The organism is Streptomyces sp. NPDC001985 (genome assembly GCF_040296845.1).
Lineage (GTDB): Bacteria > Actinomycetota > Actinomycetes > Streptomycetales > Streptomycetaceae > Streptomyces.
Genome location: NZ_JBEOYB010000009.1, coordinates 119351 through 144433 on the forward strand (window position 1 = coordinate 119351; position 25083 = coordinate 144433).

The following is a 25083-nucleotide window of genomic DNA, read 5'->3' on the forward strand; positions in this document are numbered from 1 at the left end:
GGACCGGTGTCCGTCGGGCCGGTGCTCACCGCACCCGCACCCGCACCCGCACCCGCACTCGGTCCCGTTCCCGGCCGGTGGAGTGTTCAGCCGGCCGGGCCCGCTGCCCGGCGCGGGACGGTCCATGACGCGTGGGTGTTCACCTGGTCCACGGTGGCCCGGGCCACCTCCCGGTACCCGGTCGCGATCTTCCGGGCCCGGTCGGCGGGGAGCGCCCCGCCGTGTTCCGCCGCCCGAGAGATGATCTCCTCCGGCCCCAGGCGCCGGTTGGCCAGCACCACCGCGTTGACCGTCGGCCTGCGCATCCGGTCGTAGCGGCGGAGCGCGGCCCCGGGGTCGTTCTCCCGGGCCAGGCACCAGGCCAGTACCCGGGTGTCGACGATGGACTGCGACCCGCCGTTCATGCCCATGGGGAACATCGGGTGCGCGGCGTCACCGAGCAGGGTGACCCGCCCGGCGCTCCAGTACGGCAGCGGATCGCGGTCGGCCATGGGGTACTCGAAGATCGCCGAGGAGTGCTCGGCCAGTGAGCCGAGGTCGATCCACGGCAGATCCCAGAGCGCCAGCCCGGCGCGGGCCTCCGCCGCCGTGAGGCGGCGGCCCGCGCCGTCCGGAGGCGCGGCGGACGGACCGTACCGTACCTCCAGCACCCAGTTCATCAGGGCCCGGCCGCCCTCGGTCACCGGGTCCTCGATCGGGTAGGCGACGAACTTGGCGCCGGGCGTGCCGCCCGCGACCACGATCGTGCGGCCGTCGAAAATGTGCGGATGGCGGGCGACCCCGCGCCACATGTGGACGCCGTTCCCCTTCACGGGGCCCTCGTCCGGGTGGAGTTGCGCGCGGACCGCGGAGTCGATGCCGTCGCAGCCGACCAGCACATCGGCGTCATCGACCACGGGCCGGCCGCTCGCCCGGTCCAGGAAGTGGGCCCGGACACCGTCCCCGGTCTGCTCGAAACGCCGGAACAGCAGACCGGTGCGGACCGCCTCCGGCCCCAGGCGCTCGCGCACCGCCGCCAGCAGCAGCATCTGGAGACTTCCGCGGTGTACGGAGTGCTGCGGCCAGTGGTAACCGGCCACGAGCCCCAGCGGTTCCTCCCACACCGGCTCGCCCGACCGGTCGCGGTAGCTCAGCCTGCGCGGGGAGAGCGCGATGGCGGCCAGCTCACCGGCCAGGCCGAGTTCGGCTAATTCGCGGACGGCGTGCGGCAGCAGATTGATGCCCACGCCGACCGCCTCGACGGTCCGCGCGGCCTCGTGCACCCGGGGTGCGAAGCCGGCGGCGTGCAGACTCAGGGCACAGGTCAAGCCGGCGATGCCCCCGCCCACGACGGTCACTCTCATCGATCTGTCCCTGCCTCTCACCGAAGCCCTGGGGCCGGGCCCCTGCCATCAGCTTCCGGCCACGGGCGGCGGGGCGTCCAATACAGAGCGGTGATGGCAGCCATCAAGATCGTTGATCGCGGCGGGGGTTCCCGGGGCCGTGGCGTTCCCGTCCGTGGCGCGGGCCGTGGGCCGTGTCCCGCGGGGAGCCCACCGTGCCCGCCGGACGGCGCGCGCCGCGCGGCCCCCTCGCCCTCCAGGCGGTGCCGCGACCGCCCCGCACCCGGCACGCGGGGCGCCCCGGCCGGCGGCACCGGCGCGTTCGGGCGTCCGGCGGCGGGCCCGGAGGGCGAACCCCGGCCCCGAGCACCCGTCACCGGCCGGCGGTACGGCGTGGCCGCCGCCCATGCCCCCTCAGGGGCGGCCCAGTGCCCGGTACTCCCATCCCGCCGCGCGCCACCGGGCCGGGTCGAGGGCGTGGCGGGCGTCGAGAACGCGCCGCCGGGCCACCACCGCGCCCATGGCGTGCGGATCGATCTCACGGAACTGCGACCACTCGGTGAGCAGCAGCACCACCTCCGCGCCGGTGGCGCCGCTGATGGCGTCGGTGCCGTACTCCAGCTCGGGGAAGGCGCGCCGGGCGTTCCCGGTGGCGGCCGGGTCGACGACCGTCACCCGGGCACCCGCGCGGTGGAGGGTGCGCGCCACATCCAGCGCCGGGGCGTCGCGTATGTCGTCGGAGTCGGGTTTGAAGGCGGCCCCGAGCACGGTCACCCGCACACCCGCCGGCTCACCTCCGGTCAGTTCGCGCACCAGGTCGACGGTGCGGGTGCGGCACCGCTGATTGATGCCGTCCATCTCGTGGAGGAAGGCGACCGCCCGGCCCGCCCCCAGCTCCTCCGCGCGGTGGGTGAAGGCCCGGATGTCCTTCGGCAGGCATCCGCCGCCGAAGCCGAGCCCGGGCTTGAGGAACCGCCCGCCGATCCGGTCGTCGTGGGAGAGGGCCGTCGCGAGCGCGGTCACATCGGCACCGGTGGCCTCGCAGACCTCCGCCATGGCGTTGATGTACGAGATCTTGGTGGCGAGGAACGAGTTGGCCGCCACCTTCACCAGCTCCGCGGTCGGCAGATCGGTGACCACGACCGGTGTGCCCCGGGCGATGACGGGGGCGAAGGCGGCCCGCAGCCGCTGCTCGGCCCACTCCGACGCGACCCCGAAGACCAGCCGGTCGGGCCGCAGGGAGCCCTCCACCGCATGACCCTCGCGCAGGAACTCCGGGTTCCAGGCGAGCCGCACATCCGCTCCGGCCGGGGCCACCCGCTGGATCAGCCCGGTCAGCCGGGCCGCGGTGCCCACCGGGACGGTGGACTTGCCGACCACCAGCGACGGCCGGCGCAGATGCCGCGCGAGCGCCTCGACCGAGGCGTCGACATGGGTCAGATCGGCCGCGTGCGAGCCCTGCCGCTGCGGTGTCCCGACACAGACGAAGTGCACATCCCCGAACTCCCCGGCCTCCTCCGGGCCGGTGGTGAAACGCAGCCGCCCGGAGTCGAGCGCCTTGCCGAGGAGTTCCGGGAGGCCCGGCTCGAAGAAGGGGACCTCCCCGGCGTTCAGTCGCTCGATCTTCCCCGGGTCCACATCCACGCCCAGCACCTCGAAGCCGAGGGCGGCCATGCAGACGGCGTGGGTGGCGCCGAGATATCCGGTGCCGATCACGGTGAGACGGGGAGCGGGAGCGGTCATGGTGACCTCCGGGCGATGGTTGTCGGTGGGGTGGGCGCCTGCCGCGCCCCGTGCACTCGTGCTGCCGCTCCCGGCGGGGTTCGGCGGGGCGCGACGGATCACCGCACCGCCCGTCGTGGCGGGGTCCGGTGGGAGCGGGCGCCGGTCCTGCGGGACCGGGCCGGGAGGGCGGGAACCGGTCGACCGGACGAGGCCGGGCCGATCGGGCGAAAGGGGTGGTCGGTCGGGTGGGAGCGGGCCGGTCAGCCCCCGTCAGGAGGCGCAGTCGACATTGGCGAGCCCCTTGGCGGCGTCGGTCACCTTGTTGTCGCAGGTGACCTTGTTGCCGTCGGAGGTGAGACGGAAGCCCCAGCCGGGTCCGTCCACGCGCGCGGTGTTGTCGCTGAAGGTGTTGCCGGTGCCCCAGCCCTTGACGATCTGATGGGTCTGGAAGCCGTCCTCGGGGGAGTTGCGCCCGGTGTTGCCCTGGATCAGCCAGTCGTTGCCCTTGACGTCGACCCAGGAGTCGTTGTGGGAGCCGGCCAGTTTCGCGCCGTCGAAGGTGTTGCCGACCACCCTGCCGCCGGTGGTCCCCTCCTTGATGTCGACGGCCTCACCCGTGGTGTCGCTGATGCGGTTGCCGATCACCGCGTTCCGGTCGCTCTCGTCCGGCGCGCACTGAGTGACGGTGCACCAGTTGGACTTGGCGGTACCGATGTAGACACCCTCGCCGAACTTCGGCTTCCGCAGCCCGGTGGCACGGACGACATTGTCCCGGACCACATTGTCCGAGCTGAAGTCGCGCAGATGGATGGCCTCGTCGCCGATCGACTCCACGGTCAGGCGCTGGATCACCGTGCCCCGTACCCGGTCCGCCATCACTCCCTTCTGGCCGTTGCGCACGGTGAAGCCGACCACCCGCCAGTGGGTGGCGCCCTTGAGATGGAGGGCGTATCCGCCCTTGATCCCGCCGCCGTCGATGACCGCGCCGGAGCCGCCGCACAGCGAGACGGGTTTCTCGGCGGTGCCGGCGGCCGTGGCGACGAAGCGCCCGGAGTAGACGCCGTCGGCGAGCCGGATGCTGTCCCCGGCGCGCGCCTTCGCGAGGGCGTCCTTGAGGGAGCGGGCATCGCCCACCGTCACCGAGGCGGGCGGGCAGTCGACCTCGGCGGAGGGCGCGGGCGGCACCGGGTCACCGGCACCGGGGGAGGCCGCCGGCCCGTCCGTCTCCACCGGTTCCGGCTCGTCCGGCTCGTCCGGGTCGCTGGGCACGGCCCCCGGCCGTACGGACCAGGTGGAGTCGGGCCCGGCCTCGGTGGCTCCCGGCAGCACCTCCGTCCCCGCTCCGCCGTCGCGCCCGGACACGGCCACCACGAGCGCGATCAGCGCGACCGCGAGTGCGGCCCCGGAGAGCCACACGGCCGGACTCCGGCGGGCCCCGGGCCGGTCGGGCGGCTGCGGCGGCCCCGGCGGCTCCGGCGGCCCGGGCGGTTGCGCTGGTTGCGGCGGAACGGATGACATCGTCGGTGACTCCGGCTTCGCGGGATGGTGGTGACGGGTCTTGGACCGGTGCGGTGGAACCGGGGACGGATGCCCACCGCCCGGGGGACCGCGGCCTACCGCTGGTCGTGACCGGCGGTCATCGCCGGCATCCGATGGCGGCCGGACGTACCCGTCCGGGCGTTCTCCTTGAGGAGTTCGCTCGCGGGCGCGCTCGGCAGCGACTTCTTGTCGGCGTACGGATGGATGCCCAGGCGCGGCACATCGCCCCGGCGGCTGGTGCGCCGGGCGCCCAGCACCGCCGAGATCAGGATGAGCAGCAGGATGGACGCCCAGAGCAGGGTCATCGGGCTGGCGTAGTGACGGAACTTGATCCAGAAGCTGCTGGTGTCGTGCCAGGCGAAGGTCTGGTTCTTCTTGAGCGTGATGTCACCGCGCGCCCGGCTGGTGTCCAGCGCGCTCGGCCCGACCCCGGCGACCACGTTGTAGGTGACCTTGGATCTGCCGACACCGCCCACCAGGGATATCCCGTGCTCGGTGGCGTCCTGGACGGTGTTCCCGCGCACCTCGGCCCGCGAGTCCCGTACATAGACGCCGGTGTCCGTGCCCTCGATGAGGTTGCCGCTGATGTTCGCCCCCGACACCCCGTCCCTGACCGAGATGCCCTGCCGGGTCTGGCCGCTGAGATGGTTGCCGGTGATGGCGACCTTGCTGGCGTCCTCACGGGCCACGATACCCATGTCGCCACCGTCGACCCGGTTGTCCTGCACACCGACGTTCACCCCGCCGAAGATCTCGATGCCGTAGCGGCCGTTGTCCCTGGCCGTGCTGTGGGAGACCGAGTTGGAGCCGTAGCTGGCGATGGACTCCCCGGCGGCGGAGGGGCCGTCCGCCAGCGGCCTGCCGCTGAGCGTGAAGCCGTTTCCGCCGTTGGACAGCGCCTTGGAACCGGTGACCCGGGCCTGCTGGGTGGCGCGGGAGAGCACGAAGCCGTCGCCGCCGTTCTCCTCGGAGACCGTGCGGTCGACCACGACATTGGTGACACCGCGGTGCAGTACCACCCCGTCCTCCAGACTGTTCCGCACCGTGGTCCGGGTGATGTTGACCCCGCTGGCGCCCGAGACGAACACCCCGTACAGATTGCCCGAGACGGTGGAGTTGCTGATCTCCGCGGAGAGATAGGAGAGATCGGGCACCGAGAACCGGCCGTCCGGTGTCCTCAGCTCCCCGGCGGGCTCGGCGATCACTCCACTGCTGCGGGGTGTCTGCTCGGACTGCCGCTCCGCCTTGTCGTCGGCGGCCGACTGCTCCCGCTGGTTGAGATTCTCGTCGGCGCCGGAGTACTTGATGTTGCCGGTGTCGGGCCGGTCCGTGCCGGTGAGACCGAGACCGCCGGTGCGCCCGCTCCAGAACCCCAGATCGGAGACCCGGGTGTGGGTCATGGAGAACTGGCCGCCGATGGCCCGCACATAGGCCCGGCCGTCCCGTACATCCGTGTCCGGCTCGTTGGTGCGGGTGTCCGAGCTGCTGATGCGCATCGGCGCCTGCGGGGTGCCCTCCAGGGTGAGCCGGCCACCGAAGGAGACGATGGAGACAAAGCCCTTGGTGCTGCTCGCCAGCCGCAGATGGAGCCCGCCGGGACTGGAGAGCTTGAGCTTGGCCCCCGTGTTCAGATAGATGTTCTCGGTCAGCAGATAGGAGCCGTCCCGCTTGCGGACAAAGGTCTGCGGAGCGAGTTCGAGCAGGTCGGAGACGCCGTACGGCTTGGTGCGCTGGGTCAGGACCAGGGTGTATCCGCCCTGGGTGTCCAGCCGGTACGGGCGTGACCACTGCGGGCCCTTCAGCGGGGCGACGGCGGCCACCGCGCGGACCTGGTCCAGCCGGCGGTCCTCCGCGGCGACGAGGGCGGTCTGGTTCTCCGCGTCCTCGGCGGTGAGCGCCGGGTCCCTGTCGCCGCGCCCGGCCGGCGCCGCGCCCGTCGCGGGCGCCGGTGCCGCGAGGAGCAGACCCGCCGCGACGGGCAGGGCGACCAGGAGCCGTGCGGCGCGGAGCACCCGCCGCGCGCTCTGTCCGGATGGATGTGTCATCGCCGCACCGCCCCCGCGGGAGAGACTCCGGACCGCGTCCCGTGGGTGAGAGAGGCGGCGCTCTGCCCCTCACCGCCCACGCTGGTGCTGGTGCGGGTCAGCCAGCCCTGCTTGTTCATGGTGAGGAAGGCGTACAGCTTGATCGGCAGCGAGATCATGATCACCACCAGTGCGAGCAGCGGCAGCAGCAGGATGTCCTGGGGATGCCGGCGCAGATGGGAGTAGCCGCGGATGCCGCGCCCCACGACCAGCCAGATCACCACCAGCACCACCCCGCGGCCGTTCAGCTCCAGCCGGCTGAAGAGCAGATAGCCCAGCGCCATGCCCATCGTCACCGGTGTCAGCAGGATCTGGAGAACGGTGATCTTGGTGACCAGGGGTGCCCGCCAGAGCCAGCCCTTGTAGAGGGCGGTCAGATAGCAGCGGTAGGAGTTCCTGCTCCAGCGCACCCGCTGCTTCACAAAGGCGGAGAGCGAGTCCGGGAACATCGACAGCGCCCGTGCGGAGGACTGGTGCACGGTCCGGTAGCCGGAGGCCAGCACCAGCCAGGTCAGCCTGCCGTCGTCCCCGGCGACACACCGGCGGCCCAGGAAGAACTCGTTCTCCAGGTTCTCCAGCACCGGCGCCACCGCCGCCCGCCGGTACGCGGCCGTACGGCCGGAGAGACACGCCACGGCGCCGGCGCGGCCCATGGCGGGGACGTAGTCGTAGTAGCGCAGATTGACCAGCCAGTCGGCGAGGCGCCGCCAGACGCTGGTGCTTCTCAGATAGACGTTCTGCTGGGTCCCGACCCCGCCCACCTCCGGGTCGGCGAACGGCATCTGCACCGCCGCGAGCAGCCCCGGCTGCCAGCGGGTGTCGGAGTCGACCAGCACGATCAGCTCACTGGTCGCCGCCCTGATGCCCACTCCCAGCGCCGAGCGCTTGCCGTGGTGCTCGAAGGCCAGCACCCGTACCCGTGGGTCCTCCACCAGGGACAGCTGCCGCAGCACCTCCGTGTCGTCCACGTCGGGCACGATGATGATCTCGGTGGGGTCCTGCCGCAGCCAGGTCTCCAGGCAGTCCAGCAGAATCTCCGGGTCCTCGCGGTACGCCGGGACCACCACCGACACCGTGGTGCGGAACTCGTTCACCACGGGCCGGGCGAAGCGCGAGAGCACCGCCCGATAGAGCCACAGCGCCCAGACGAACGCTCCGGCGAGGCCCAGCGGCATCAGTTCACGCCACGATGTTTCCCCCGCGGCCATGACGATCCATGACCACACTCCGTCGAAAAAACCTGACACCTGTCCCGGCCCCCCAGCCCGCATGGTGATGACGTTCGGAGTCAGCAACCCCACGCGATGCGCCACTGTACGGGAAACGATCGAGCTGAAAGGGCCATCTCTCCACACTTGATACACGGTTCTTACTCAGAAAGGTCTCCACCTCTCCATATCTGGCCGGGGCTGGCCGGTGGACGGCCAACGGGCGCCGGGCCCGGGCGAGTTGGCGGGAGCCCGGCGAGCGATGGCGCCCGCGCCCCGGCGCACCGGGAACCGGAATCGTCCCCTCACGGCAGGTCCCGGGGTTTGGACGGCCCGAACCGTGCAACACGCACTCGGGAGGCGTCATGGCTGATTCAGCTGATTCAACGGAGAACGACAACCAGGAGAACGACCGGAGCGCGCAGGCCACACCGGGCCCGACCGCAGTGCTGCGCAAGGCGTGCGCACAGCTGTCGGAACTCACCGGTCAGCAGGCCGAATCGGTCACCTCATTCGTACGGACGGAGGACGGCTGGTCGCTGGAGGTGGAAGTGGTCGAACTGGAGCGGGTGCCCAGCACCGCGAGTCTCCTCGCCACCTATGAGGTGAGCCTCGACCGCGACCACGAACTGAGCGGCTACCGGCGTGTCCGCCGTTACGAGCGCGGCCGGGCCGATCCCCGCTAGGGACCGAGCCCGGCGGAACGGCCCCGCACGGGGGCCGGACGCGCACCACACCGAGCAAGGAGGGAGCACCAGCGATGACTGTTGTGCCGACCCAGCAGCAGAGTGGCGGAGGAGGCGGTTCCAGCGGCCTCTACGACGTCCTGGAACTGATTCTCGACCGGGGACTCGTCATCGACGCGTTCGTCCGGGTGTCCCTGGTGGGCATCGAGATCCTCAAGATCGACATCCGGGTGGTGGTCGCCAGCGTCGACACCTATCTCCGGTTCGCCGAGGCGTGCAACCGGCTCGACCTGGAGTCCGGACCGCGCAAGGACCCGGGCCTGCCCGACCTGGTCGGGGAGATGACCGAGTCCGGCGCGCGCGGCAAGACCAAGGGAGCGCTCTCCGGCGCGGCCCAGACCATAGCGGACTCCTTCCAGCAGGGGCGTGACGAAGGCTCCCCGCGCGAGGAGCAGAGCGAGTCCCGGCCGCGCACCCGGCGGCCCGCCGCCCGCAAGCAGAAGGAGGAATCGGAGTGAGCGTCTACGTCTACGGCATAGCGAGCAGTTCCCATCCGAAGCTCCCGGAGGAGGCGGACGGCATCGGTGACCCGCCCCAGCGCGTCCGTGTCATCCGCCACGGCCGGATCGCGGCGCTCGTCAGCGACGCACCGGACCGGATCAGGCCCAAGAGGCGCGATCTCGTCGCCCACCAGCACATCCTGACCCGGGCGGGCGAGCACGGCTCGGTCCTGCCGCTGCGGTTCGGCGGTGTGTCGCCCGACGAGGAGTCCCTGACGGCCGTGCTCGCCGAGCGCGAGGAGTACTACGTCGAGCGGCTCGCCGCCCTCGCCGACAAGGTGGAGTACAACGTCAAGGCCACCCATGACGAGGAGTCGGTGCTGCGCCGCGTCATCGCCGACGACCCGGAGCTGCGCCGCATGGCCGACGCCGCGCGGAGCGCCCAGGGCGGCTCCCACGAGCAGAAGGTCCAGCTCGGGGAGCGCATCGCGGCGGCCGTGCAGGCCAGGGAGGTCCAGGACGCCGAGCTTCTCAGGCGTGCCCTGGAGCAGGTGTGCAGCGAGTCCAACGACGGTCCGCAGAGCCTGGGCTGGCTGACGAACATCTCCTACCTGGTGGACCGGGACGGCGCCGCCGCGCTGGTGGAGGCCGTGGACACACTCCGTACCGAGCAACCCCATCTGGTGCTCACCCTCACCGGGCCGCTGCCGCCCTACAGCTTTGTGGAGTGAGCGGGCATGGGGCTGATCGGTGAGCTGCTGAAGCTGCCCGCCGCCCCCGTGCGCGGCTCCCTGTGGGTGCTGCGCCGGGTGGTGGACGAGGCGGAACGGCAGTACTACGACCCCTCGGTCATCCAGAACGAACTCGCCCGGCTCGCGGAGCAGCTCGAAGCGGGCGAGATCGACGAGACCGAGTTCGACCGCCGGGAGGACGAGCTCCTCGACCGGCTGGACACACTGCACAACAGGGAGCAGGGACGATGAACTCACGAGTGGTGATCGGCCTCGCGATGGGCGCGGGGTATGTACTCGGGCGTACCAAGAAGGGCAAGCTCGCGTTCGCCGTGGCGACCATGGTGGCGGGCAAACGGCTCAATCTGAGCCCGGCGGCCCTCGGCGAGCTGGTGACGCGCCAGCTGAAGGAGAACCCGCAGTTCAAGCAGCTCGGCGACCAGTTGCGCCAGGACCTCGGCGGAGTCGGCAAGGCCGCCACCGGAGCGCTGGTCAACCGGCAGCTCGAAGGCATCGCCGACCGGCTGCACGAGCGGACCCTTGGCGTCCAGGACCGGATCGACGGAGTGGTCTCCGGCGGTGAGCGGGCCGACGAGGAGGCCGAGGAGCCCGAGGAGCCCGAGGAGCCCGAGGAGTCGGAGGAGTCGGAGGAGGAGCCCGAGGGGTCGGAGGAAACGCGCGAGTCCGAGCGCGAGTCCGGGTCCGGGTCCGGGTCGCGGCAGGCGAAGAAGCCCGCCACCCGCCGCGCCCCCTCCGGCCAGACGAAGAAGACCGCGCGCCCCGCCCGGCGGACGGCGAAGAAGACGGCGGCCCGGAACCCCGCCAAGTCCACCGGGAACACCGGTGCCGAGGGAGGCCGTGGCCGTGGCTGACCAGAACGGTCCGCTGAGCGCGGACAACCCCGCCGTGCGGCGGCTCAAGGAAGAGGCCCAGGGCTATCTGGCGGCGCAGGCGCAGCAGACGCTGATGTCGGCGGGCCGGATGCTGGGCCGCACCACCGGCAGGCTCAACGACATCGCGGAGGGCCGCGGCCCCGGGCTGGCCAAACTGGCGCTGGAGGGTGGCCGCAAGGCCGCCGAGGGCAAGGGCCCGCTGCGCGGCGCCCTGGAGGTCGGGGCCTCCCATCTCAAGGAGAACGTCACCCGGGCGCTCAAGAACGCCGGCGGCGGGAAGTCGAAGGGCGGCGGCGGCAGCAAGCCGGTGGTCATCATCGAGTCCGTCGATGTCGGGGTGCCGGTCCGCGAGGCGTACGACCAGTGGACGCGGTACCAGGACTTCGCCGCCTTCGCCCGTGGCGTCAAGAGCGCGAGCCACGCCGACGACACCACATCGGACTGGCAGATGAAGGTGTTCTGGTCCAGCCGGAGCTGGAAGGCCCGTACCACCGAACAGATACCGGACAGCCGCATCCAGTGGACGTCCGAGGGCGGCAAGGGCACCACCAAGGGCGTGGTGACCTTCCACGAGCTGGGCGAGAGCCTCACCCGGGTGCTGCTGGTCATCGAGTACTACCCGAAGGGCCTCTTCGAGAAGACCGGCAACATCTGGCGCGCCCAGGGGCGCCGGGTCCGGCTCGACCTCAAGAACTTCGCCCGCCACATCACCCTGCGCGGGGAGGCCGAGGACGGCTGGCGCGGGGAGATCCGGGACGGAGAAGTGGTGCTCAGCCATGACGACGCCATGGCGGAGGAGGAGGAAGCCGCCGAGGAGTCGTCCCACGACGAGCCGGCGGGCGAGGAGACCGACGAGGAGTACGAGGAGGAGGGGGACCACGAGCCCGAGGGCGAGCACGACGACGCCGAGGGCGAGGAGTACGACGACGAGGAGGTGTACGAGGACGAGCACGAGGAGGCCCCCGCCGAGGAGGGGGAGTTCGCGGACGAGGACCTCGACGAGGAGGCCGCCGAGCGGGAGTACGCCGCGTCCGGGAGCCGTGACCGGAGGTGAGCATGGCGACGCCCGGCCGGCTCCCCGACCCCTATGGCTCCGGCGGCGGCGCGAATCTGGCGGACATCCTCGAACGGGTGCTCGACAAGGGGATCGTCATCGCCGGCGACATCCGCATCAACCTCCTGGACATCGAACTCCTCACCATCAAACTCCGGCTGATCGTCGCCTCCGTCGACAAGGCGAAGGAGATGGGCATCGACTGGTGGGAGCACGACCGTGAGCTCTCGTCCGGCGGCACGCGGCGCGACGAACTCGGCGCGGAGAACGAACGCCTCCAGCAGCGCGTCGCGGAGCTGGAGGCGCTGACGAGGACGGAGAAGACGTGACACCGGGAACCGCGACCGAGGACACACCATGAACCGACTGCGCTACGTCTACGCCGTGACCCGCCCCTTCGGCGCCGCGCTGCCCGAGGAACTGCGGGGCGTGGCCGGGGCACCGGCCTATCCGCTCGGCCACGACGGTCTGACGGCGGTGGTGTCGGACGTGCCCGCCGAGGACTTCGGCGAGGCCCCGCTGCGGAAGCGGCTGGAGGATCTCGACTGGCTCGCCGAGACCGCCCGCGCCCATGAGGCGGTGGTTGCCGCGGTGGCCTCGGTCGGCAGCCCGCTGCCGCTCCGGCTCGCCACCGTCTGCCACGACGACGACGGCGTCCGCCGGCTGCTCGACGCCGGACGCTCCCGCTTCGTCCGGACCCTGGAGCGGCTCGACGGCCGGGTCGAGTGGGGGGTGAAGGTGTACGCGGAGAAGGCCGCGGCCGGACCCGCGCCCGCGGGCCGGGGCGGGCCGGAGACCGGGCAGGACTATCTGCGCAGGCGGCTGCGGGAGCGCCGCACCCGGGAGAGTTCCTGGCAGTCCGCCGACGGTGTCGCGCGCCGGCTCCACGAGGAGCTGAGCCGGTCCGCCGAGGGTGTGCGCTTGCACCCGCCGCAGCGGGCCGAGCTGTCCGGCGCGGCCGGGGAGAACATCCTCAACGCCGCCTTTCTCGTCCCGCGCGAGGAGAGCGCGGCCTTCGTCGAGACGGTCCGGCGGCTCACCCCCGGCGAGCCCGGGGTCCGGATGGAGCTGACCGGCCCCTGGGCCCCGTACTCCTTCGCGACCGGCGAGGAGAGCGAGGAACCGCGCTCCGACGGCCCGGACCGCGACGGCCCCGCCGACGGCCGCGGCGCGGGCTCCGGCGGTGTCGCGCGGGGTCCGGACACCGCCCCGGCCCCGGGGGAGGCCCTCCGGTGACCGCCCCCGAATCCGGCCCCCTCGCCGCCCGGCAGGTCGCCCTGGTCGATCTGCTGGACCGGCTGCTGGCCGGCGGGGTGGTGATCACCGGGGACCTCACCCTGCGCATCGCCGACGTCGATCTCGTGCGGATCGATCTCAACGCCCTCATCAGCTCGGTCACCGAACAGGTTCCCTCGCCCTGGGACACCGGAAGGGGAGCGCCGTGAGCGAACCGCGCCCCACACTCGACATGCGGCCCGACACCGTGGAGCGCGACCTCGCCAAGCTGGTGCTGACCGTCGTGGAGCTGCTGCGCCAGCTGATGGAGCGGCAGGCCCTGCGGCGGGTGGAGACCGGCGACCTCAGCGAGGCGCAGGAGGAGCGGATCGGCCTCACGCTCATGCTGCTGGAGGACCGTATGGGGGTCCTGCGCGAGGAGTTCGGCCTGGAGCCGGGGGACCTCAATCTGGACCTCGGCCCGCTGGGCCCGCTCCTGTCGGACTCCTGACCCCGGCGGTGCCCGGGCAGCGCCGTCGCGCCGCTGTCGCACCGCCGGGGACCCCGCCGCCCGCCGTCGTGCCCGGAACGGCTCCGGGCGGGGCGCCCGCGCCGGCGGAACGGCCCGCCTACTCCGGTTCCGGCGCTCCTTCGCCGATGACCCGCCGCGCCGCCTCGCTCTCGGCGGCGGGGGGCGACAACTCGTCCAGCGTGTCGAAGTCGTCCTTCGCCAACTCCGCCTCCCAGGCGGCGGCGAGCCGCTCCTGCTCGGCCTCCGGCCGCCTTACGACCTCCTCGCGGTGCTCCGGGCTCAGCGCCTCCAGAAACCGCGCGACGGCGTCCATGGGCATGTCGTCCTCCTTCGATCGCCTGGGCCACAGCCTCCCCACACCCCGCCCATCATGATCGAGCCACGCCGCCCGCCCCGGGATGTCGCGCCCCGGCCACCGCCGAACGGGTGCCCCCGGCAGCGGACACCGGACGGCCCTCCCGGTGCCCCGGGAGCGCGGATCAGTCGATCACCGCGGTGGCCTCGACCTCGACCAGATGGTCGGGTACGTCCAGTGCCGCGACCCCGATGAGCGTGGCGGGCGCCGCCGGGGTGACACCCAGCGCCGCCGCCGCCCGGGAGATCCCCTCCAGGAGCCGGGGCATCTGGTCGGGGGTCCAGCCGACGACATGGACGGTCAGCTTCACCACGTCGTCGAAGGACGCCCCCGCCGCGGCCAGCGCGGTCGCGGTGTTGAGGTAGCACTGCTCGACCTGAGCGGCGAGGTCGCCCGCACCGACCGTGGTTCCCTCGGCGTCCCACGCCACCTGTCCCGCGGTGTGGATCAGCTTCGACCCGGTCGCGATGGACACCTGCCGGTAGACATCGATCTCCGGCAGCCCTTCGGGGTTCATCAGGGTAATGGCCATGGTGTGTCCGTCTCCTCGCGGTGAGAGCCGTCGGCTCGCCTCGAACCGGGGTCCTCCCGGTCGCTCGTGGTTACGGGGAAACCGTAGGAGAGCCCGTGCCGACGTGGAAGAACGCACTTTTCGGTGCCCGGGGCACCCCGCGGTGACCATGGGGACGGCGGTCGCCCCCGCCCGGCCCGGTCCGGGTGCCGCGCACACCGCCGCGCACGGGCGCGGGGTCACCCCTCATCGGCGCGGCGGGCGCGCAGCGCCCTCACCTTGTGGCGGTTGCCGCAGTGCTCCATGGAGCACCAGCGGCGCCGGCCGGGGCGTGAGGTGTCGACATAGACCAGCTCGCAGTTCCCGGCGGCGCAGGCGCGGATACGGTGTGCGAAGGGGCCGGTCAGCAGGGCGATGGCGTCCCGGGCGACGGAGGCGGCCAGTTGCGTGCCGTCGGGTGTGCCGGCCCACCGCAGCTTCCCGGCCGGTGTGACAGCGGGTGCCAGGGCGGGCCGGGCCGCCGCCTCGTTGACGGTCTCCAGATCGCCGGGCGGATACGGCTCGCCGCGCATATGGGCGACAACCATCCGGAGCAGGGCGTCGCGCAGCCTCCGCACCTCGGTCACCTCGGGCCGGGAGACGGTGAGCACGGGCGTCGGCGTCAGCCGGGAGCGGTCCGCCCAGGCGGCCAGGTCGGCGGGCTCGTGCAGGACCTCGTAACGGCGGTAGGGGCCGGGGCCGCCGGTGGTCAGCAGCTCCAGGCACAGCGCGCCGGGGTCGAACCGGTGGGCGACGCCGCCACCCGAGTGGAGCGTCAGCCCCTTGCTTGCAGAGGAGGCCATGTAACCAATATAACGAGTTACATGGCACTGAGTTGGAAGTTGGTCATCGACAGCGGGAACGCCGCGACGCTCGCGGACTTCTGGGCCGCGGCCCTGGAGTACGAGGTGGAGGACCCCAGCGCTCTCATCGAGCAACTGCTGGCCGCCGGTCACATCGACGAGGACGCGGTCATCGAGCACCGGGGCCGCCGGATCTTCCGCGGCTATGCCGGGGTCCGCCACCCCGATGACCCGTTCGACGAGACCAGCGGTGTGGGGCACGGCCGGCGGCTGCTCTTCCAGGACGTGCCCGAGGGCAAGTCCGGCAAGAACCGTCTGCACGTCGACATCCACAGTGACCCCGGCGGCCTCGACGCGCTGGTGGCCCGTCTCGAAGGGCTGGGGGCCGTCCGCGTCGAGGAGATCGACCACGGGCCCGCCGGGCACTGGTGGCTCATGCGGGACCCCGAGGGCAACGAGTTCTGCGCCGCGTAGCCGCCCGCCCCGCGTGGTGGTCCCGGCGGAGATCCCTCCTTTCGGGTGATGGCTGGTCCTGTGCGCAGCCGCCATGATGGATTCGCGCCACTCGAATTCCGCCGCCTGGCAGGGGCCTTGGGGCCCGCTGCGTCCATGAGGTGTGCGCCCTTCGGGCTGACGAACTTCACCTTCCGATATCGAGAGGAAGAAGTCGTGGCATTCAATAACTTCGGATCGGTCACCACTCTGGCCGCGGGTGCCCAGACCACCTGGTGGTTCATCTTCGGCAACGGCGAGGACCGGGGCGCCCAGGCGGCCTGGCCGGACGTCAAACCGTCGGGCAACGGCCCCGCGCACATCGCGTTCAACCACAGCAAGCGGAGAACCGGCGCCGGATACACCGAGTACGGCGTGACCATCAGGAACGTCGGCGGTGAGGCGGGAACCCACAACCTGCAGGGCGGGGGCCTCTCATGAAGTACACCGTCATCACCGAGGAGAGCGGTGAGGTGGTCGCCGTGCAGGAAGGGCACGCCTCCGAGGCCCGGAAGTCCGGCGGGTACGCGGTCATCGCGCCGGGGGAGGGGCAGCGGCTCCACGAGGTGGACATCCCCGAAGTGGCCGAATCCACCGCTCCCGAGGAACTCCTGCGGAGCGTGGCCGCCCATCTGGCGCTCTAGGTCGTCTCTTTCGGATCGTGCCGGGCTCGCGAGCCCTGGTGCCGCGCCTCGCCGCGTTGTCGTCGGTCGCCTGTGCTCCGCGTGGGCTCCCTCCTCCGCCTCGCGATCCACGGCACCGGACCCCGCTCACCGATCCGGCCCGATCCGAAAGAAACTCCCCAGGTCGTCCCGACAGCGCCCCGGGGCCGTCGGTCGCCGACCGGCGGCCCCGGGGTCCGCCCCGCCCGCCCGGGGTATCGGGTGAAGGGGCCCCTCCCCGCGCGTATCACCCGGGCAGGTCGAACCGGGGCTCCCCGGTGCGGGGGCGCTTGAGTTCGTGGAACCCCGGAACCCCTGCCAGCAGCAGAAAGCCGTCCCACAGCCGGCCGGCCGCCTCCCCGGTGGGTGCCGGGGAGACGACCGGGCCGAAGAAGCCGGTCCGGGCACCGCCCTCCCCGGCGACCGAGAGCACCGGGGTCCCCACATCGCCGCCGGCCAGGTCGATGGCCCGCGCGTGCGAGGAGCGGATCGCGTCGTCGTACGCGGTGGACCCGGCGGCCCCGGCCAGCTCCTCGGGCAGTCCGGCGTCGGAGAGGGCCCCGGTGAGGTTCCCCCAGTCCCCCCTGAGGTGGAAACGGGTGCCCATCGCGGTGAAGAGGGCGCCGAGGGCCCGCTCGCCGAACCGTTCCTCCACGGCGGCGCACACCCGTACCGGCGCCCACATGTACTCCTCCCACTCGCCCTCGGGATGGTCGTCCCGGTGTTCGTTGAGCACCGAGAGGCTCATCACCCGCCAGCGGATGGTCACCGGCCGCACCCGGCTCACCTCGATCAGCCAGCGTGAGGTGATCCAGGTGTACGGGCAGACGGGGTCGAACCAGAAATCGGCGGTGTGCGGTGCGGCCATGCGTCGGTTCCTCCGGGGAAGGTCGGGTGCGCGGGGGACGGGCCGGCCGGGGGGACCGGGGCGACCGCCCCGTCCGGCGGGCCGCGATCCCGCCCCGAAGACCTCGGCGGCCACCGTGATCGGATCGATGCGTCGCTGCTCATCGGGTGAGGCTGGCAACCCCCCGCCGGACCCCTGGACTTAGCACGGATCGACGTCGAGCGGTACGGCCGGCGGGCCGGCCCGGACACGACCCGCCCGACCCCGCCCGGAGCCCCCGGAGGACACCCCGGCCGGGCTGAACCGGGCCGCCCCGCCCGGCTCGCGCCCCGCGCTCCCACCGGACCGCCCACCGGACGCCGGGGTGTCGTCGCCCTTCCGGTCTCTCCGGGGCCCGGTCGGGGAAAGCACTCCGGCGGACGGCGCGCTCACCCGGCCGGCTGCCCTCCGTATGCCCGCCGGCCGCGCTGACGGTGTACTGACCCACAGACGGCACCCAACCCTCCCGGCAGGAGCGCCAGCGTGACAACAGCGATTGTGGGCCTCGGCAACATCGGATCGCGGCTGGCCGCGGACCTGGTCGAGGGCGGTGAGACCGTCCTGCTCGCGGGACGTGACCCCGGGAGGACGGAGGAGCTGGCCGGCAGCCTCGGCGACCGGGCCACCGCCGTGAGCGTCGACGAAGCGGTGGACCGCGCGGACGTCCTCATCCTCGCGGTGTGGTTCGACACCATCAAGGAACTCGTCGCCCGGTACGGCGACCGCCTCAACGGCACGATCGTCGTCGACCCCTCCAACCCGATCGCCCCCGACGGGAAGGGCGGGTTCACCAGGACGCTCCCGGACAACGAGTCGTCGGGAGCGGTCATCGCGGGCCTGCTGCCCCCGGGCGCCCGCCCCGTCAAGGCCTTCGGCACCCTGGTCGCCGACTCCCTGCGCACCGCCGCCAACCGGACCCCGGACCGCGCGGTCGGCTTCTACGCCACCGACGACACCGAGGCCGGGGACGTGGTGGCCGGTCTCATCCGCGCGGCGGGCTTCGACCCGCTGAGGGTCGGGGGCATCGACCAGTCGCTGCGCATCGAGGTCTTCGGCGACCTCCACGAGGGCACCCTGGGAACCCTCCCCACGGCCGGCGAGGCCAGAGGACTCCTCTGATCCGCGCGCGCCGCGCCGGGGTCACGGCGGGCCGCCGGCACCCTCGACCAGGGACCAGGGACCCGGCACACTCGCCTGCATGCCCACACCGACACAGCGCTGGAGCCCCACCCACGGCGATCCCTACCGCCCCGTCCCCTACCGCCCCGCCCGGGTGGCCCCGGCGGAGTCCCTCACCCGGGCCGCGGAGCTGCGCGCCCGCATGGACGAGCGGCGCACGGTACGGCAGTTCGCCCCCGATCCGGTGCCCGTCCAGGCCGTCAGGGACGCGATCGCCTGCGCGGCCACCGCTCCGTCCGGCGCCCACCAGCAGCCCTGGACCTTCGTACTGGTCCAGGACGGCGGGGTGCGGCGGCGCATCCGGGAGGCGGCCGAGGAGGAGGAGCGGGTCTCCTACGACGGCCGCCTCGGTGACGAGTGGCTCGCCGCCCTGCGCCCGCTCGGCACCGACGAGGTCAAACCGCACCTCACGGACGCCCCGGCCCTGATCGTGGTCTTCCAGCAGCGTTACTGGCTCGGCGAGGACGGCACCAGACGCAAGCACTACTACGTCGACGAGTCCGTCGGTATCGCTGTCGGCATGCTGCTCACGGCGCTGCATCTGTCCGGTCTCGCCGCGCTCGTCCACACCCCGAGCCCGATGCGCTTCCTCTCCGAGGTCCTCGGCCGGCCGGTGAACGAGAAGGCCTTCGCCGTCATCCCGGTCGGCTACCCGGCGCCCGACTGCCAGGTGCCGGATCTGATCCGCAAATCACTGGATCAGGTGATGACCGAGGTCTGAACCGGCGGCGGCGCACCGCGCCCGGTGCACGATGACCGTACTCCGGTGCGCCGCCGGGGTCAGACCTGTGCCGGGGCCTTCGCGCCGCCGTCGTCCGCGGCGGTCCCGGCCGCGGGGGTGTCGCCCGAGGGCTTCTGCGCCGTGTACATCGCCGACCCCTGCTTGTGCTCCTTGTCGATGACGCCCTTCTTCACCAGGGTCTCCAGGTTGTTGCGCACCACCTGGATGGAGGTCTTGCGCCGGGGGTGCCGGGCGAGGAGGTCGGTGTGGACCTCGCGGGCCATGCGGGGCTCGCCGGCGTGGGCGAGGAGAAGGCCGAGGACGACCTCGTGCAGCGGCGGCTCCGCCGCGGGCTTCTCCGCGGGCTTCTCCGTGGCGGCCGGCTTCTCCTCCGCCGCGGTCTTCCTGGCGGCGGCCTTCTTCACGGCCGGGGCCGCCTTGCCTCCAGCCTTGGCGCGCGGTGCCTTCCTGGCGCGCGCGGCGGGGGCGGCGGTGTCCTTCGCACCCGGCTTCCCCTGCCGCGGCTTCGGGACCGGGCGGGAGGCGGTGGCCTCGGCGGGGTTTTCGGCGGGCGCCTCCGGTGCGGGGCTCTCCCCGCCGGCGGCCGGTGCGGCCTCCTTGCCGGCGGGTGTGCTCCGCTCCTCCTCCGAGGGCAGGGTCCCCTGGATGCCGGAGAGCCAGCTCTCGTCGGCCCGCAGGCGCGTCAGCCGCTCCTGAAGCTCCGTGATCTGCGCGGAGACACTCTCCTGTTCGGTGCGGTTCGCCTCCAGGTCGGCGGCAAACCGCTGTGCGTACCTGCTCTGGATGGGGGCGTTGTCCGGCTCGTTGGCCACGGCAACTCACTCTCCTCGTACCTGGTGTGTCGCTGCCGGATGCTACTCACCATGAGGCCGTCTCCGTCACCCTCCCGCCCGATCCGCACAACCGGTGCGCGCGGGGGCGCGGATGAGGCGGGGCCGGTGACGGTGGGGTCCGGTGCCCCGGAGCGGGGGTGCGGGGGTGGCCGGAGGGCTCCGCCCCCGGGTGGGAGCGGACATCCGGGCGGGCCCGGTTCGGCAGGTCTGAGAGTGTGTCATTTTCCTTGCCAACCAGCCGTGTTGTGGGGAAACACGGTGCCGGTCCACCCTCGCTCGGCCGGCCCGACCCGGCGGTCGCGCGGGTGTGTTCCGCCTCCGTGGGCGGGTGGGGAGCGTGGGCCGGGGTGGCGGCCCCGGGCCGGATGGAGGTGCGCCGGAGGCAACCGCGGCCGTTTTTCTGTTCGGTGCCGTGTGCGGAGCGGTGGCGGCCCTTCGGCGGCGGGTGGCGTGCCGGGGCCGGGGGCCGCCCGGACCGGCGCGGGAGGAGAAGCGGCCCGTACCGCGGGGACCTGTGGCCCCTCGCGCGCACGCGGGGGCACGCTCATGCTGGAGAGGGGATCGGTCGACGATCCCCATCGCTCCAGGAGGTGTGCACCATGTCCCGCACTGTCACTGTCGGCCTCGACGGCACCCGAGAGAGTCTGGCCGCCGCCGAGTGGGCCGCCCGCGAAGCGCGGCTGCGCGGTCTGGCGCTGCGGATGGTCCAGGTCTGGGAGGCCGTGCCCCTGATGCAGGCGCCCTTCCTCGGCCGGGAGACCCGGCAGCGCTGGGACGAGCCGTCCGAGCGGATTCCCTTCGAGACCGCCCAGGCCCTGCGGCGCCGCCACCCCGGGCTCGACATCACCTGGCGGCAGCTCACCGGCCGCCCCGCCGAGGTCCTGCCCGAGGCGGCCGAGGAGTCGGAGCTGCTGGTCCTCGGCTCCCGGGGCCTGGGCGGCCTCGGCGGCTTCCTCCTCGGGTCGGTGGGGCAGTCGGTGGTCGCCCGCGCCGAACGGCCGGTGGTCTTCGTCCGCGCCCCGGAGGGCGATGAGGAGGGGGCGCTGCCCGAGACGGACGGCCCCGTGGTCCTGGGGCTCGACGCCAACGCCCCGGACGACGCGCTGACGGCCTTCGCCTTCGACGCGGCGGCCCGCCGGGAGACGGCCCTGAGGGTCGTGCACAGCTGGAACCTGCCGCCCTACTTCGCCTACGGACTCCCCCCGGACCCCGAGCTGAACGCCCAGTTGGCCGATGGCGAGGCCCGCACCCTCGCCGAGGCGCTGCGCCCCTGGCGGCAGAAGTACCCCGCGCTCGATGTGATCGAGGAAGCCCGTCCGGGCAAGGCCGTGGACCAACTGGTGGACGCGTCGCGCCGGGCGTCCCTGGTGGTCGTCGGCCGCCGTATCCGGCGCGCCACCCCCTTCGGCGGACGGATCGGCTCGGTCGCGCACGCGGTGCTCCACCACGCCGCCGCCCCCGTCGCGGTGATCCCCCATCAGTAGGCGCCGACGGCCCGACCGGTGCCGGCGGGCCCGTCGGCCGGAAACGCGGTACGTCCGCTTCCGGTCGGGCGGGTCCGCCGACTGGTCAGGGGCCGGATGGGGTCCGGGCGGGCCACCACCGTAGAAAGCGCTTTCGGTCAGAGTGGACAGCAGATGAACCTTTGGTGAACTCGCGCCCGTGCTGATGGACATGGTGAGGCAACAGCGGCCTCAGCCCCTCAGCATCCGGAGGTTGGCATGTCCGGCAGCGACGACACCCTCGCATCGTCACAGGAGATGTGGGACACGGTTCCGAACCTCCCACCCACCCACCGGGGGTCTCTGGTGGCCCGGTGGGAGAAGACCTCGGCCGACGGGAAGGACCCCCGGCTCCTGGCCCGCTGGGAGACCGTCCGGGACACACGGGGAAGGGCGGTGATTCCGCACCAGAGGGTGTCGGGGGAGTCCCTGGCACCGGCACAGCCCGTGCCCCGTCCGGTGCGGACGTCCGGAGTCGCCGGGGGTGCCGGAGCCGCGAGGCCGTCCGGTGCCGCCGGGGCCCCCGGAGCCGTGGCGGAACCCGGGGGCGTGGCGCAACCCGGGACCGTGGCGCAACCCGGGACCGGCGGGGCGGCCGGAGCCCCGGCGCCGCCCGCGGCCACCGAGACCAGCACCCAGGCCTACGCCGAGATCCTCCAGGAGGTACGGGTCGCCCAGACCGCCCTCCAGTTCCTGCTCGGCTTTCTGATGGCCGTCTCCGTCACCCCCCGCTTCGCCGCCTTCGACACCACCGACCGGGTGATCTATGTCGCCGCGCTCGTGCTCGCGCTGGGCTCCTTCGGTCTGCTCACCGCCCCCGCCCCCTTCCACCGGCTGGTCTCCGACCCCCGACGCAAACACCGGCTGGTGAAGGTGTCGGGCCAACTGGCCCTGTGGGGGCTCGTGCTGCTGATGCTCGCCCTCACCTGCGCGGTGCTGCTGGTGCTCACCGTGGTGATGCACGGCGCCCTCGCCGCCCTGCTGGCCGCCGTCATCCTCGGCTGGCTCTTCGGCTTCTGGTTCTGCATGCCCCTGCGGGCCCGGCTGCGCGACCGGCACCGGGCCGCCCCCTGAGCACCTGCCGCCGGGAACGGGCTCCGGCCTCACTCCAGTCCGGAGCCCTCCCGCAGCCGCGCCAGCCGCAGCAGCCCCCCGTCCTCGCGGAGTCTGGTGGTGGTGGTCCGGTCGGGGTAGCAGCGCATGAACATGTTCGTGAAGTGGGTGCCGTAGTGCAGCACCTGCCGCTCCGCGGCGTCCGGTCCCGCGCCGCTGCGCGCATGGCGCAGAGGCCGTACCCGGGCCTGGAAATTGGGCTCGTGGAAGTACGCGATGGCATACCGCGGGCGGTCGGCGAGGCGGACCTTGTGCGGGGTCGACAGCAGATGGCCGCCGGTCAGCAACTGGAGGATGTCACCCGGGAAGACCGTCACGGTGCCGGGCACCGGCGGCACCTCCGACCAGGGCTCGTCGTCCTCGTACACGCCCGCGGTGCTCTCGTGCTCCAGCCAGTTGCGGTTGCGGTGCTCACCGGGCACCGGTGGCCGTATCCACAATCCGCCCACCTCGTCCTGGACCGCGATCACCAGCAGGCCGTAGTCGGTGTGCGCGCCGATGCCCCGGCCGCTCCGCGCCGGCGCGGACGGGAAGCGCAGCACCCGCATATGGTGCCAGCCGTCGTCCGTGAGCACCTTGAGCGCCGAGGGCCGCTCCAGCCCCAGGCCGAGTGCCGTCAGGGCGAGCAGCCGGTCGCCCAGCGACCCCAGCTCGCCCATGAGGGCCAGCATCGCGTGCCGGTAGGCGGCGTCGGGCCAGGGCACCGGGCCGTGGCAGGGCCAGCGCGACAGGGCGCGCTGGTCCCCGGGGCCGATGTCCTTGCACACGGTGAAGACCTCCGGGCGGTCGGGCACGCCCGCCGTCAGCTCCTCGCCCGGCGCGATGTATCCGCTGTAGGTCGTGTCGCTGACACACCGCGCCTTCTCCCGCGCCGGAGCGCCGAAGAAGTGCCTGCTCGCTTTCATCGCCTCGGCCGCGGCCCGCCGCTGGGCGGCGCCGAGGGCGACGGCGAAGATCCCATGGGTGCGCCAGGCGTCGATCACGGCGGTTCCGAGCGCCCGGTCGGCGGCAGATCCGGTGACATCGGAGGGGAGTTCGAGGACGGGGGGTCCGGACATGCGGGTTCTCCTCGGGGGAGGCGAGGCGGCCGTCCAGCCGTGGCGCGGGGGACGGCACACGGGTGCCCTGTGTCACGGACCGCGCCCCCCGCCGGCTCACCGGCCGGGGGGAGCGGAGAGGTGGATGGCCGGAAACGTGCCCCGGCGGCGGGCCGGTGGGCCGGTGGGACCCGCACCACCGGGCCTCGGGTCTTCCGCTGGGATCTCGCCGGCTCGCGTGCCCTGGCACCGCACCTCACCTCGCCGCGTTGCCGTCCTTCGCCCCTGGCCCCCCGTGCCCTGGCGGGCACGGGACGTGCCCCCATCGCGGTGGCTCGAACCCCCGTCTCGCGACGCGCGGCACCAGACCCCGCTCACTGATCCAGCCCGATCCGGACGGGAACCCCTGGGTCTCCCGCGGCCTCGACGGCCGTCCGGGCCCGGCGCTCGGACCCGGACGGCCGGGGCCCGGCGCGCGGCCTCCCGTCCACGCGGGCCGCGCTCGGCCGGGCTCACATGGGGCTGCTCACGTGGGTCGGTGACCCGGGCCGGGCTCACGCGTGCCGGCGCACCCGGGCCCGGCGGCTCACGCGGGGCGGTTGAACTGGGTGGCCAGCACCGCCGCCTGGATACGGCGTTCGACACCCAGTTTGGCCAGCAGCCGCGATATGTGGTTCTTCACCGTCTTCTCGGCGAGGTACAGCCGGGCCCCGATCTGACGGTTGGTGAGCCCCTCCCCGATCAGCGCCAGAATCTCCCGCTCCCGGTCCGTCAACTCGCCGAGCTGCGACTCCTCCGCACTCGGCTCCGCCGGCGCCCTGAGCGTGTTCATCAGCCGCGCCGTGGTCGCGGGGTCGAGCATCGACTGACCGGCCGCCACGGTGCGCACCGCCGCCACCAGATCCGACCCCTTGATCTGCTTCAGCACATACCCGGCCGCCCCGGCCATGATCGCGTCCAGCAGGGCGTCGTCGTCGTCGAACGACGTCAGCATCAGACAGGCCGTCCCCGGCAGCCGCGACCGCAGCTCCCGGCAGACCGAGATGCCGTCGCCGTCCGGCAGCCGGATGTCGAGCACCGCCACGTCCGGGCGCAGCGCCGGGGCCCGCACCAGGGCCGCCTCGCCCGAGCCCGCCTCGCCGACCACCTCGATGTCCGGCTCGGAGCCGAGCAGATCGTGCACACCCCGCCGGACGACCTCGTGGTCGTCGAGGAGGAAGACCCGGATCGGGCGCTGCGGAGAGAAGGCGGGTGTCGCGGTCACGTCGGTGGCTCCCTGTTCTTGGCTGTTCCCTACGAGAGTGCAGCCTCGCGCACCCCCGGCGAGGGGGGGGGGGGGGGGCGGCGGGGGCGCCACCCGCCGCGTCCCGGCCCGCCCCACCCCCGCGCCCAACCGTAACAGGCAGACCACCAGGAAAGACGAGGAGAAGTTGTAGGATG

29 protein-coding genes are annotated in these 25083 nt (G+C 72.9%); 17 read left to right on the top strand and 12 right to left on the bottom strand.

Going from position 1 to position 25083, the window contains the following annotated elements:
• Positions 1–86: 86 nt before the first annotated feature.
• From ABT122_RS06265 to ABT122_RS06285, 5 genes are all read right to left on the bottom strand, one after another.
• Complete coding sequence (locus ABT122_RS06265; protein ID WP_351546162.1) at positions 87–1343, bottom strand: FAD-dependent monooxygenase; 1257 nt, start codon at positions 1341–1343, stop codon at positions 87–89.
• 393 nt (positions 1344–1736) lie between these two features.
• Positions 1737–3065: a UDP-glucose dehydrogenase family protein gene (locus ABT122_RS06270; RefSeq protein WP_351546165.1), complete on the bottom strand. Its 1329-nt coding sequence runs from the start codon at positions 3063–3065 to the stop codon at positions 1737–1739.
• Positions 3066–3317: 252 nt separating this feature from the next.
• Entirely contained in the window at positions 3318–4463 is a 1146-nt protein-coding gene (locus ABT122_RS06275) for a right-handed parallel beta-helix repeat-containing protein (RefSeq protein ID WP_351546168.1), read from the bottom strand.
• A 197-nt stretch (positions 4464–4660) separates the two neighbouring features.
• Entirely contained in the window at positions 4661–6631 is a 1971-nt protein-coding gene (locus ABT122_RS06280) for a right-handed parallel beta-helix repeat-containing protein (protein ID WP_351546171.1), read from the bottom strand.
• Positions 6628–7878 (bottom strand): glycosyltransferase family 2 protein, encoded by a 1251-nt coding sequence (locus ABT122_RS06285; RefSeq protein ID WP_351546174.1) that lies wholly within the window; start codon positions 7876–7878, stop codon positions 6628–6630. The genes ABT122_RS06280 and ABT122_RS06285 overlap by 4 nt, the downstream gene beginning before the upstream one ends.
• A gap of 365 nt (positions 7879–8243) precedes the next feature.
• Between ABT122_RS06285 and gvpO the strand changes: the two genes are divergently transcribed.
• The 10 genes from gvpO to ABT122_RS06335 all read left to right on the top strand — a co-directional run bounded on the left by gvpO (position 8244) and on the right by ABT122_RS06335 (position 13468).
• Positions 8244–8564, top strand: coding sequence for a gas vesicle protein GvpO (gene gvpO, locus ABT122_RS06290; protein WP_351546177.1), 321 nt, complete (start codon positions 8244–8246; stop codon positions 8562–8564).
• Between the two features lie 74 nt (positions 8565–8638).
• The gene (locus tag ABT122_RS06295) at positions 8639–9082 is read left to right on the top strand and encodes a gas vesicle structural protein GvpA (RefSeq protein WP_351546180.1); all 444 of its coding nucleotides are present in this window, start codon (positions 8639–8641) and stop codon (positions 9080–9082) included.
• Complete coding sequence (locus ABT122_RS06300) at positions 9079–9795, top strand: GvpL/GvpF family gas vesicle protein (RefSeq protein WP_351546183.1); 717 nt, start codon at positions 9079–9081, stop codon at positions 9793–9795. Before ABT122_RS06295 ends, ABT122_RS06300 begins: the two co-directional genes overlap by 4 nt.
• Before the next feature lie 6 nt (positions 9796–9801).
• Positions 9802–10047 (top strand): gas vesicle protein GvpG, encoded by a 246-nt coding sequence (locus ABT122_RS06305; protein ID WP_351546186.1) that lies wholly within the window; start codon positions 9802–9804, stop codon positions 10045–10047.
• Positions 10044–10667, top strand: coding sequence for a DNA primase (locus ABT122_RS06310; RefSeq protein ID WP_351546189.1), 624 nt, complete (start codon positions 10044–10046; stop codon positions 10665–10667). Before ABT122_RS06305 ends, ABT122_RS06310 begins: the two co-directional genes overlap by 4 nt.
• Complete coding sequence (locus tag ABT122_RS06315) at positions 10654–11742, top strand: SRPBCC family protein (protein WP_502976105.1); 1089 nt, start codon at positions 10654–10656, stop codon at positions 11740–11742. Before ABT122_RS06310 ends, ABT122_RS06315 begins: the two co-directional genes overlap by 14 nt.
• 2 nt (positions 11743–11744) lie before the next feature.
• Positions 11745–12071, top strand: coding sequence for a gas vesicle protein (locus ABT122_RS06320; RefSeq protein ID WP_351546194.1), 327 nt, complete (start codon positions 11745–11747; stop codon positions 12069–12071).
• 28 nt (positions 12072–12099) lie between these two features.
• Positions 12100–12978 (top strand): GvpL/GvpF family gas vesicle protein, encoded by an 879-nt coding sequence (locus ABT122_RS06325; RefSeq protein WP_351546197.1) that lies wholly within the window; start codon positions 12100–12102, stop codon positions 12976–12978.
• Positions 12975–13187, top strand: a complete 213-nt coding sequence (locus ABT122_RS06330; protein WP_351546198.1) for a gas vesicle protein — start codon at positions 12975–12977, stop codon at positions 13185–13187. Before ABT122_RS06325 ends, ABT122_RS06330 begins: the two co-directional genes overlap by 4 nt.
• 23 nt (positions 13188–13210) lie before the next feature.
• Complete coding sequence (locus ABT122_RS06335; RefSeq protein WP_351546249.1) at positions 13211–13468, top strand: gas vesicle protein K; 258 nt, start codon at positions 13211–13213, stop codon at positions 13466–13468.
• Positions 13469–13586: 118 nt separating this feature from the next.
• Here ABT122_RS06335 and ABT122_RS06340 read toward each other — a convergent pair whose 3' ends face one another.
• The 3 genes from ABT122_RS06340 to ABT122_RS06350 form a co-directional block, all read right to left on the bottom strand.
• On the bottom strand, positions 13587–13808 hold the full coding sequence (locus ABT122_RS06340; RefSeq protein WP_351546201.1) for a hypothetical protein: 222 nt from the start codon (positions 13806–13808) through the stop codon (positions 13587–13589).
• Positions 13809–13968: 160 nt separating this feature from the next.
• Positions 13969–14376 (bottom strand): RidA family protein, encoded by a 408-nt coding sequence (locus ABT122_RS06345; protein ID WP_351546204.1) that lies wholly within the window; start codon positions 14374–14376, stop codon positions 13969–13971.
• Positions 14377–14594: 218 nt separating this feature from the next.
• A complete protein-coding gene (locus ABT122_RS06350; RefSeq protein WP_351546207.1) occupies positions 14595–15197 on the bottom strand; it encodes a CGNR zinc finger domain-containing protein in 603 nt (200 codons plus the stop codon).
• A gap of 21 nt (positions 15198–15218) precedes the next feature.
• On the opposite strand from ABT122_RS06350, the gene ABT122_RS06355 reads away from it, so the two are divergent.
• The 3 genes from ABT122_RS06355 (at position 15219) to ABT122_RS06365 (ending at position 16333) form a co-directional block, all read left to right on the top strand.
• Positions 15219–15671 carry a VOC family protein gene (locus tag ABT122_RS06355; protein WP_351546210.1) on the top strand — a complete coding sequence of 151 codons (453 nt, stop codon included), beginning with the start codon at positions 15219–15221 and terminating at the stop codon, positions 15669–15671.
• 195 nt (positions 15672–15866) lie between these two features.
• Positions 15867–16130 (top strand): hypothetical protein, encoded by a 264-nt coding sequence (locus tag ABT122_RS06360; RefSeq protein WP_351546213.1) that lies wholly within the window; start codon positions 15867–15869, stop codon positions 16128–16130.
• Positions 16127–16333, top strand: a complete 207-nt coding sequence (locus ABT122_RS06365) for a hypothetical protein (protein WP_351546216.1) — start codon at positions 16127–16129, stop codon at positions 16331–16333. The genes ABT122_RS06360 and ABT122_RS06365 overlap by 4 nt, the downstream gene beginning before the upstream one ends.
• A gap of 265 nt (positions 16334–16598) precedes the next feature.
• On the opposite strand, the gene ABT122_RS06370 is transcribed toward ABT122_RS06365, so the two are convergent.
• Complete coding sequence (locus tag ABT122_RS06370; protein WP_351546219.1) at positions 16599–17219, bottom strand: mycothiol-dependent nitroreductase Rv2466c family protein; 621 nt, start codon at positions 17217–17219, stop codon at positions 16599–16601.
• Positions 17220–17720: 501 nt separating this feature from the next.
• Between ABT122_RS06370 and ABT122_RS06375 the strand changes: the two genes are divergently transcribed.
• Entirely contained in the window at positions 17721–18356 is a 636-nt protein-coding gene (locus tag ABT122_RS06375; protein WP_351546222.1) for an NADPH-dependent F420 reductase, read from the top strand.
• A gap of 79 nt (positions 18357–18435) precedes the next feature.
• Positions 18436–19137, top strand: coding sequence for a nitroreductase family protein (locus ABT122_RS06380; RefSeq protein WP_351546225.1), 702 nt, complete (start codon positions 18436–18438; stop codon positions 19135–19137).
• Between the two features lie 59 nt (positions 19138–19196).
• Here ABT122_RS06380 and ABT122_RS06385 read toward each other — a convergent pair whose 3' ends face one another.
• A complete protein-coding gene (locus ABT122_RS06385) occupies positions 19197–19970 on the bottom strand; it encodes a hypothetical protein (protein WP_351546228.1) in 774 nt (257 codons plus the stop codon).
• Positions 19971–20590: 620 nt separating this feature from the next.
• Here ABT122_RS06385 and ABT122_RS06390 point away from each other — a divergent pair.
• Positions 20591–21475 (top strand): universal stress protein, encoded by an 885-nt coding sequence (locus ABT122_RS06390; protein ID WP_351546231.1) that lies wholly within the window; start codon positions 20591–20593, stop codon positions 21473–21475.
• 585 nt (positions 21476–22060) lie between these two features.
• Positions 22061–22567 (top strand): DUF6328 family protein, encoded by a 507-nt coding sequence (locus tag ABT122_RS06395; protein WP_351546234.1) that lies wholly within the window; start codon positions 22061–22063, stop codon positions 22565–22567.
• A 29-nt stretch (positions 22568–22596) separates the two neighbouring features.
• On the opposite strand, the gene ABT122_RS06400 is transcribed toward ABT122_RS06395, so the two are convergent.
• On the bottom strand, positions 22597–23664 hold the full coding sequence (locus ABT122_RS06400; RefSeq protein WP_351546237.1) for a 2OG-Fe(II) oxygenase family protein: 1068 nt from the start codon (positions 23662–23664) through the stop codon (positions 22597–22599).
• 565 nt (positions 23665–24229) lie between these two features.
• Complete coding sequence (locus tag ABT122_RS06405) at positions 24230–24907, bottom strand: response regulator (RefSeq protein WP_351546240.1); 678 nt, start codon at positions 24905–24907, stop codon at positions 24230–24232.
• Between the last annotated feature and the right edge of the window lie 176 nt (positions 24908–25083).

Coding starts and splice junctions, on each gene's coding strand:
- ABT122_RS06325 (WP_351546197.1), top strand. CDS start 12,100: ATGAACCGACTGCGCTACGTCTACGCCGTGACCCGCCCCTTCGGCGCC.
- ABT122_RS06355 (WP_351546210.1), top strand. CDS start 15,219: ATGGCACTGAGTTGGAAGTTGGTCATCGACAGCGGGAACGCCGCGACG.
- ABT122_RS06320 (WP_351546194.1), top strand. CDS start 11,745: ATGGCGACGCCCGGCCGGCTCCCCGACCCCTATGGCTCCGGCGGCGGC.
- ABT122_RS06380 (WP_351546225.1), top strand. CDS start 18,436: ATGCCCACACCGACACAGCGCTGGAGCCCCACCCACGGCGATCCCTAC.
- ABT122_RS06270 (WP_351546165.1), bottom strand. CDS start 3,065: ATGACCGCTCCCGCTCCCCGTCTCACCGTGATCGGCACCGGATATCTC.
- ABT122_RS06265 (WP_351546162.1), bottom strand. CDS start 1,343: ATGAGAGTGACCGTCGTGGGCGGGGGCATCGCCGGCTTGACCTGTGCC.
- ABT122_RS06305 (WP_351546186.1), top strand. CDS start 9,802: ATGGGGCTGATCGGTGAGCTGCTGAAGCTGCCCGCCGCCCCCGTGCGC.
- ABT122_RS06310 (WP_351546189.1), top strand. CDS start 10,044: ATGAACTCACGAGTGGTGATCGGCCTCGCGATGGGCGCGGGGTATGTA.
- gvpO (WP_351546177.1), top strand. CDS start 8,244: ATGGCTGATTCAGCTGATTCAACGGAGAACGACAACCAGGAGAACGAC.
- ABT122_RS06345 (WP_351546204.1), bottom strand. CDS start 14,376: ATGGCCATTACCCTGATGAACCCCGAAGGGCTGCCGGAGATCGATGTC.
- ABT122_RS06365 (WP_351546216.1), top strand. CDS start 16,127: ATGAAGTACACCGTCATCACCGAGGAGAGCGGTGAGGTGGTCGCCGTG.
- ABT122_RS06350 (WP_351546207.1), bottom strand. CDS start 15,197: ATGGCCTCCTCTGCAAGCAAGGGGCTGACGCTCCACTCGGGTGGCGGC.
- ABT122_RS06340 (WP_351546201.1), bottom strand. CDS start 13,808: ATGCCCATGGACGCCGTCGCGCGGTTTCTGGAGGCGCTGAGCCCGGAG.
- ABT122_RS06390 (WP_351546231.1), top strand. CDS start 20,591: ATGTCCCGCACTGTCACTGTCGGCCTCGACGGCACCCGAGAGAGTCTG.
- ABT122_RS06295 (WP_351546180.1), top strand. CDS start 8,639: ATGACTGTTGTGCCGACCCAGCAGCAGAGTGGCGGAGGAGGCGGTTCC.
- ABT122_RS06400 (WP_351546237.1), bottom strand. CDS start 23,664: ATGTCCGGACCCCCCGTCCTCGAACTCCCCTCCGATGTCACCGGATCT.
- ABT122_RS06370 (WP_351546219.1), bottom strand. CDS start 17,219: ATGGCCGCACCGCACACCGCCGATTTCTGGTTCGACCCCGTCTGCCCG.
- ABT122_RS06335 (WP_351546249.1), top strand. CDS start 13,211: ATGCGGCCCGACACCGTGGAGCGCGACCTCGCCAAGCTGGTGCTGACC.
- ABT122_RS06280 (WP_351546171.1), bottom strand. CDS start 6,631: ATGACACATCCATCCGGACAGAGCGCGCGGCGGGTGCTCCGCGCCGCA.
- ABT122_RS06285 (WP_351546174.1), bottom strand. CDS start 7,878: ATGGCCGCGGGGGAAACATCGTGGCGTGAACTGATGCCGCTGGGCCTC.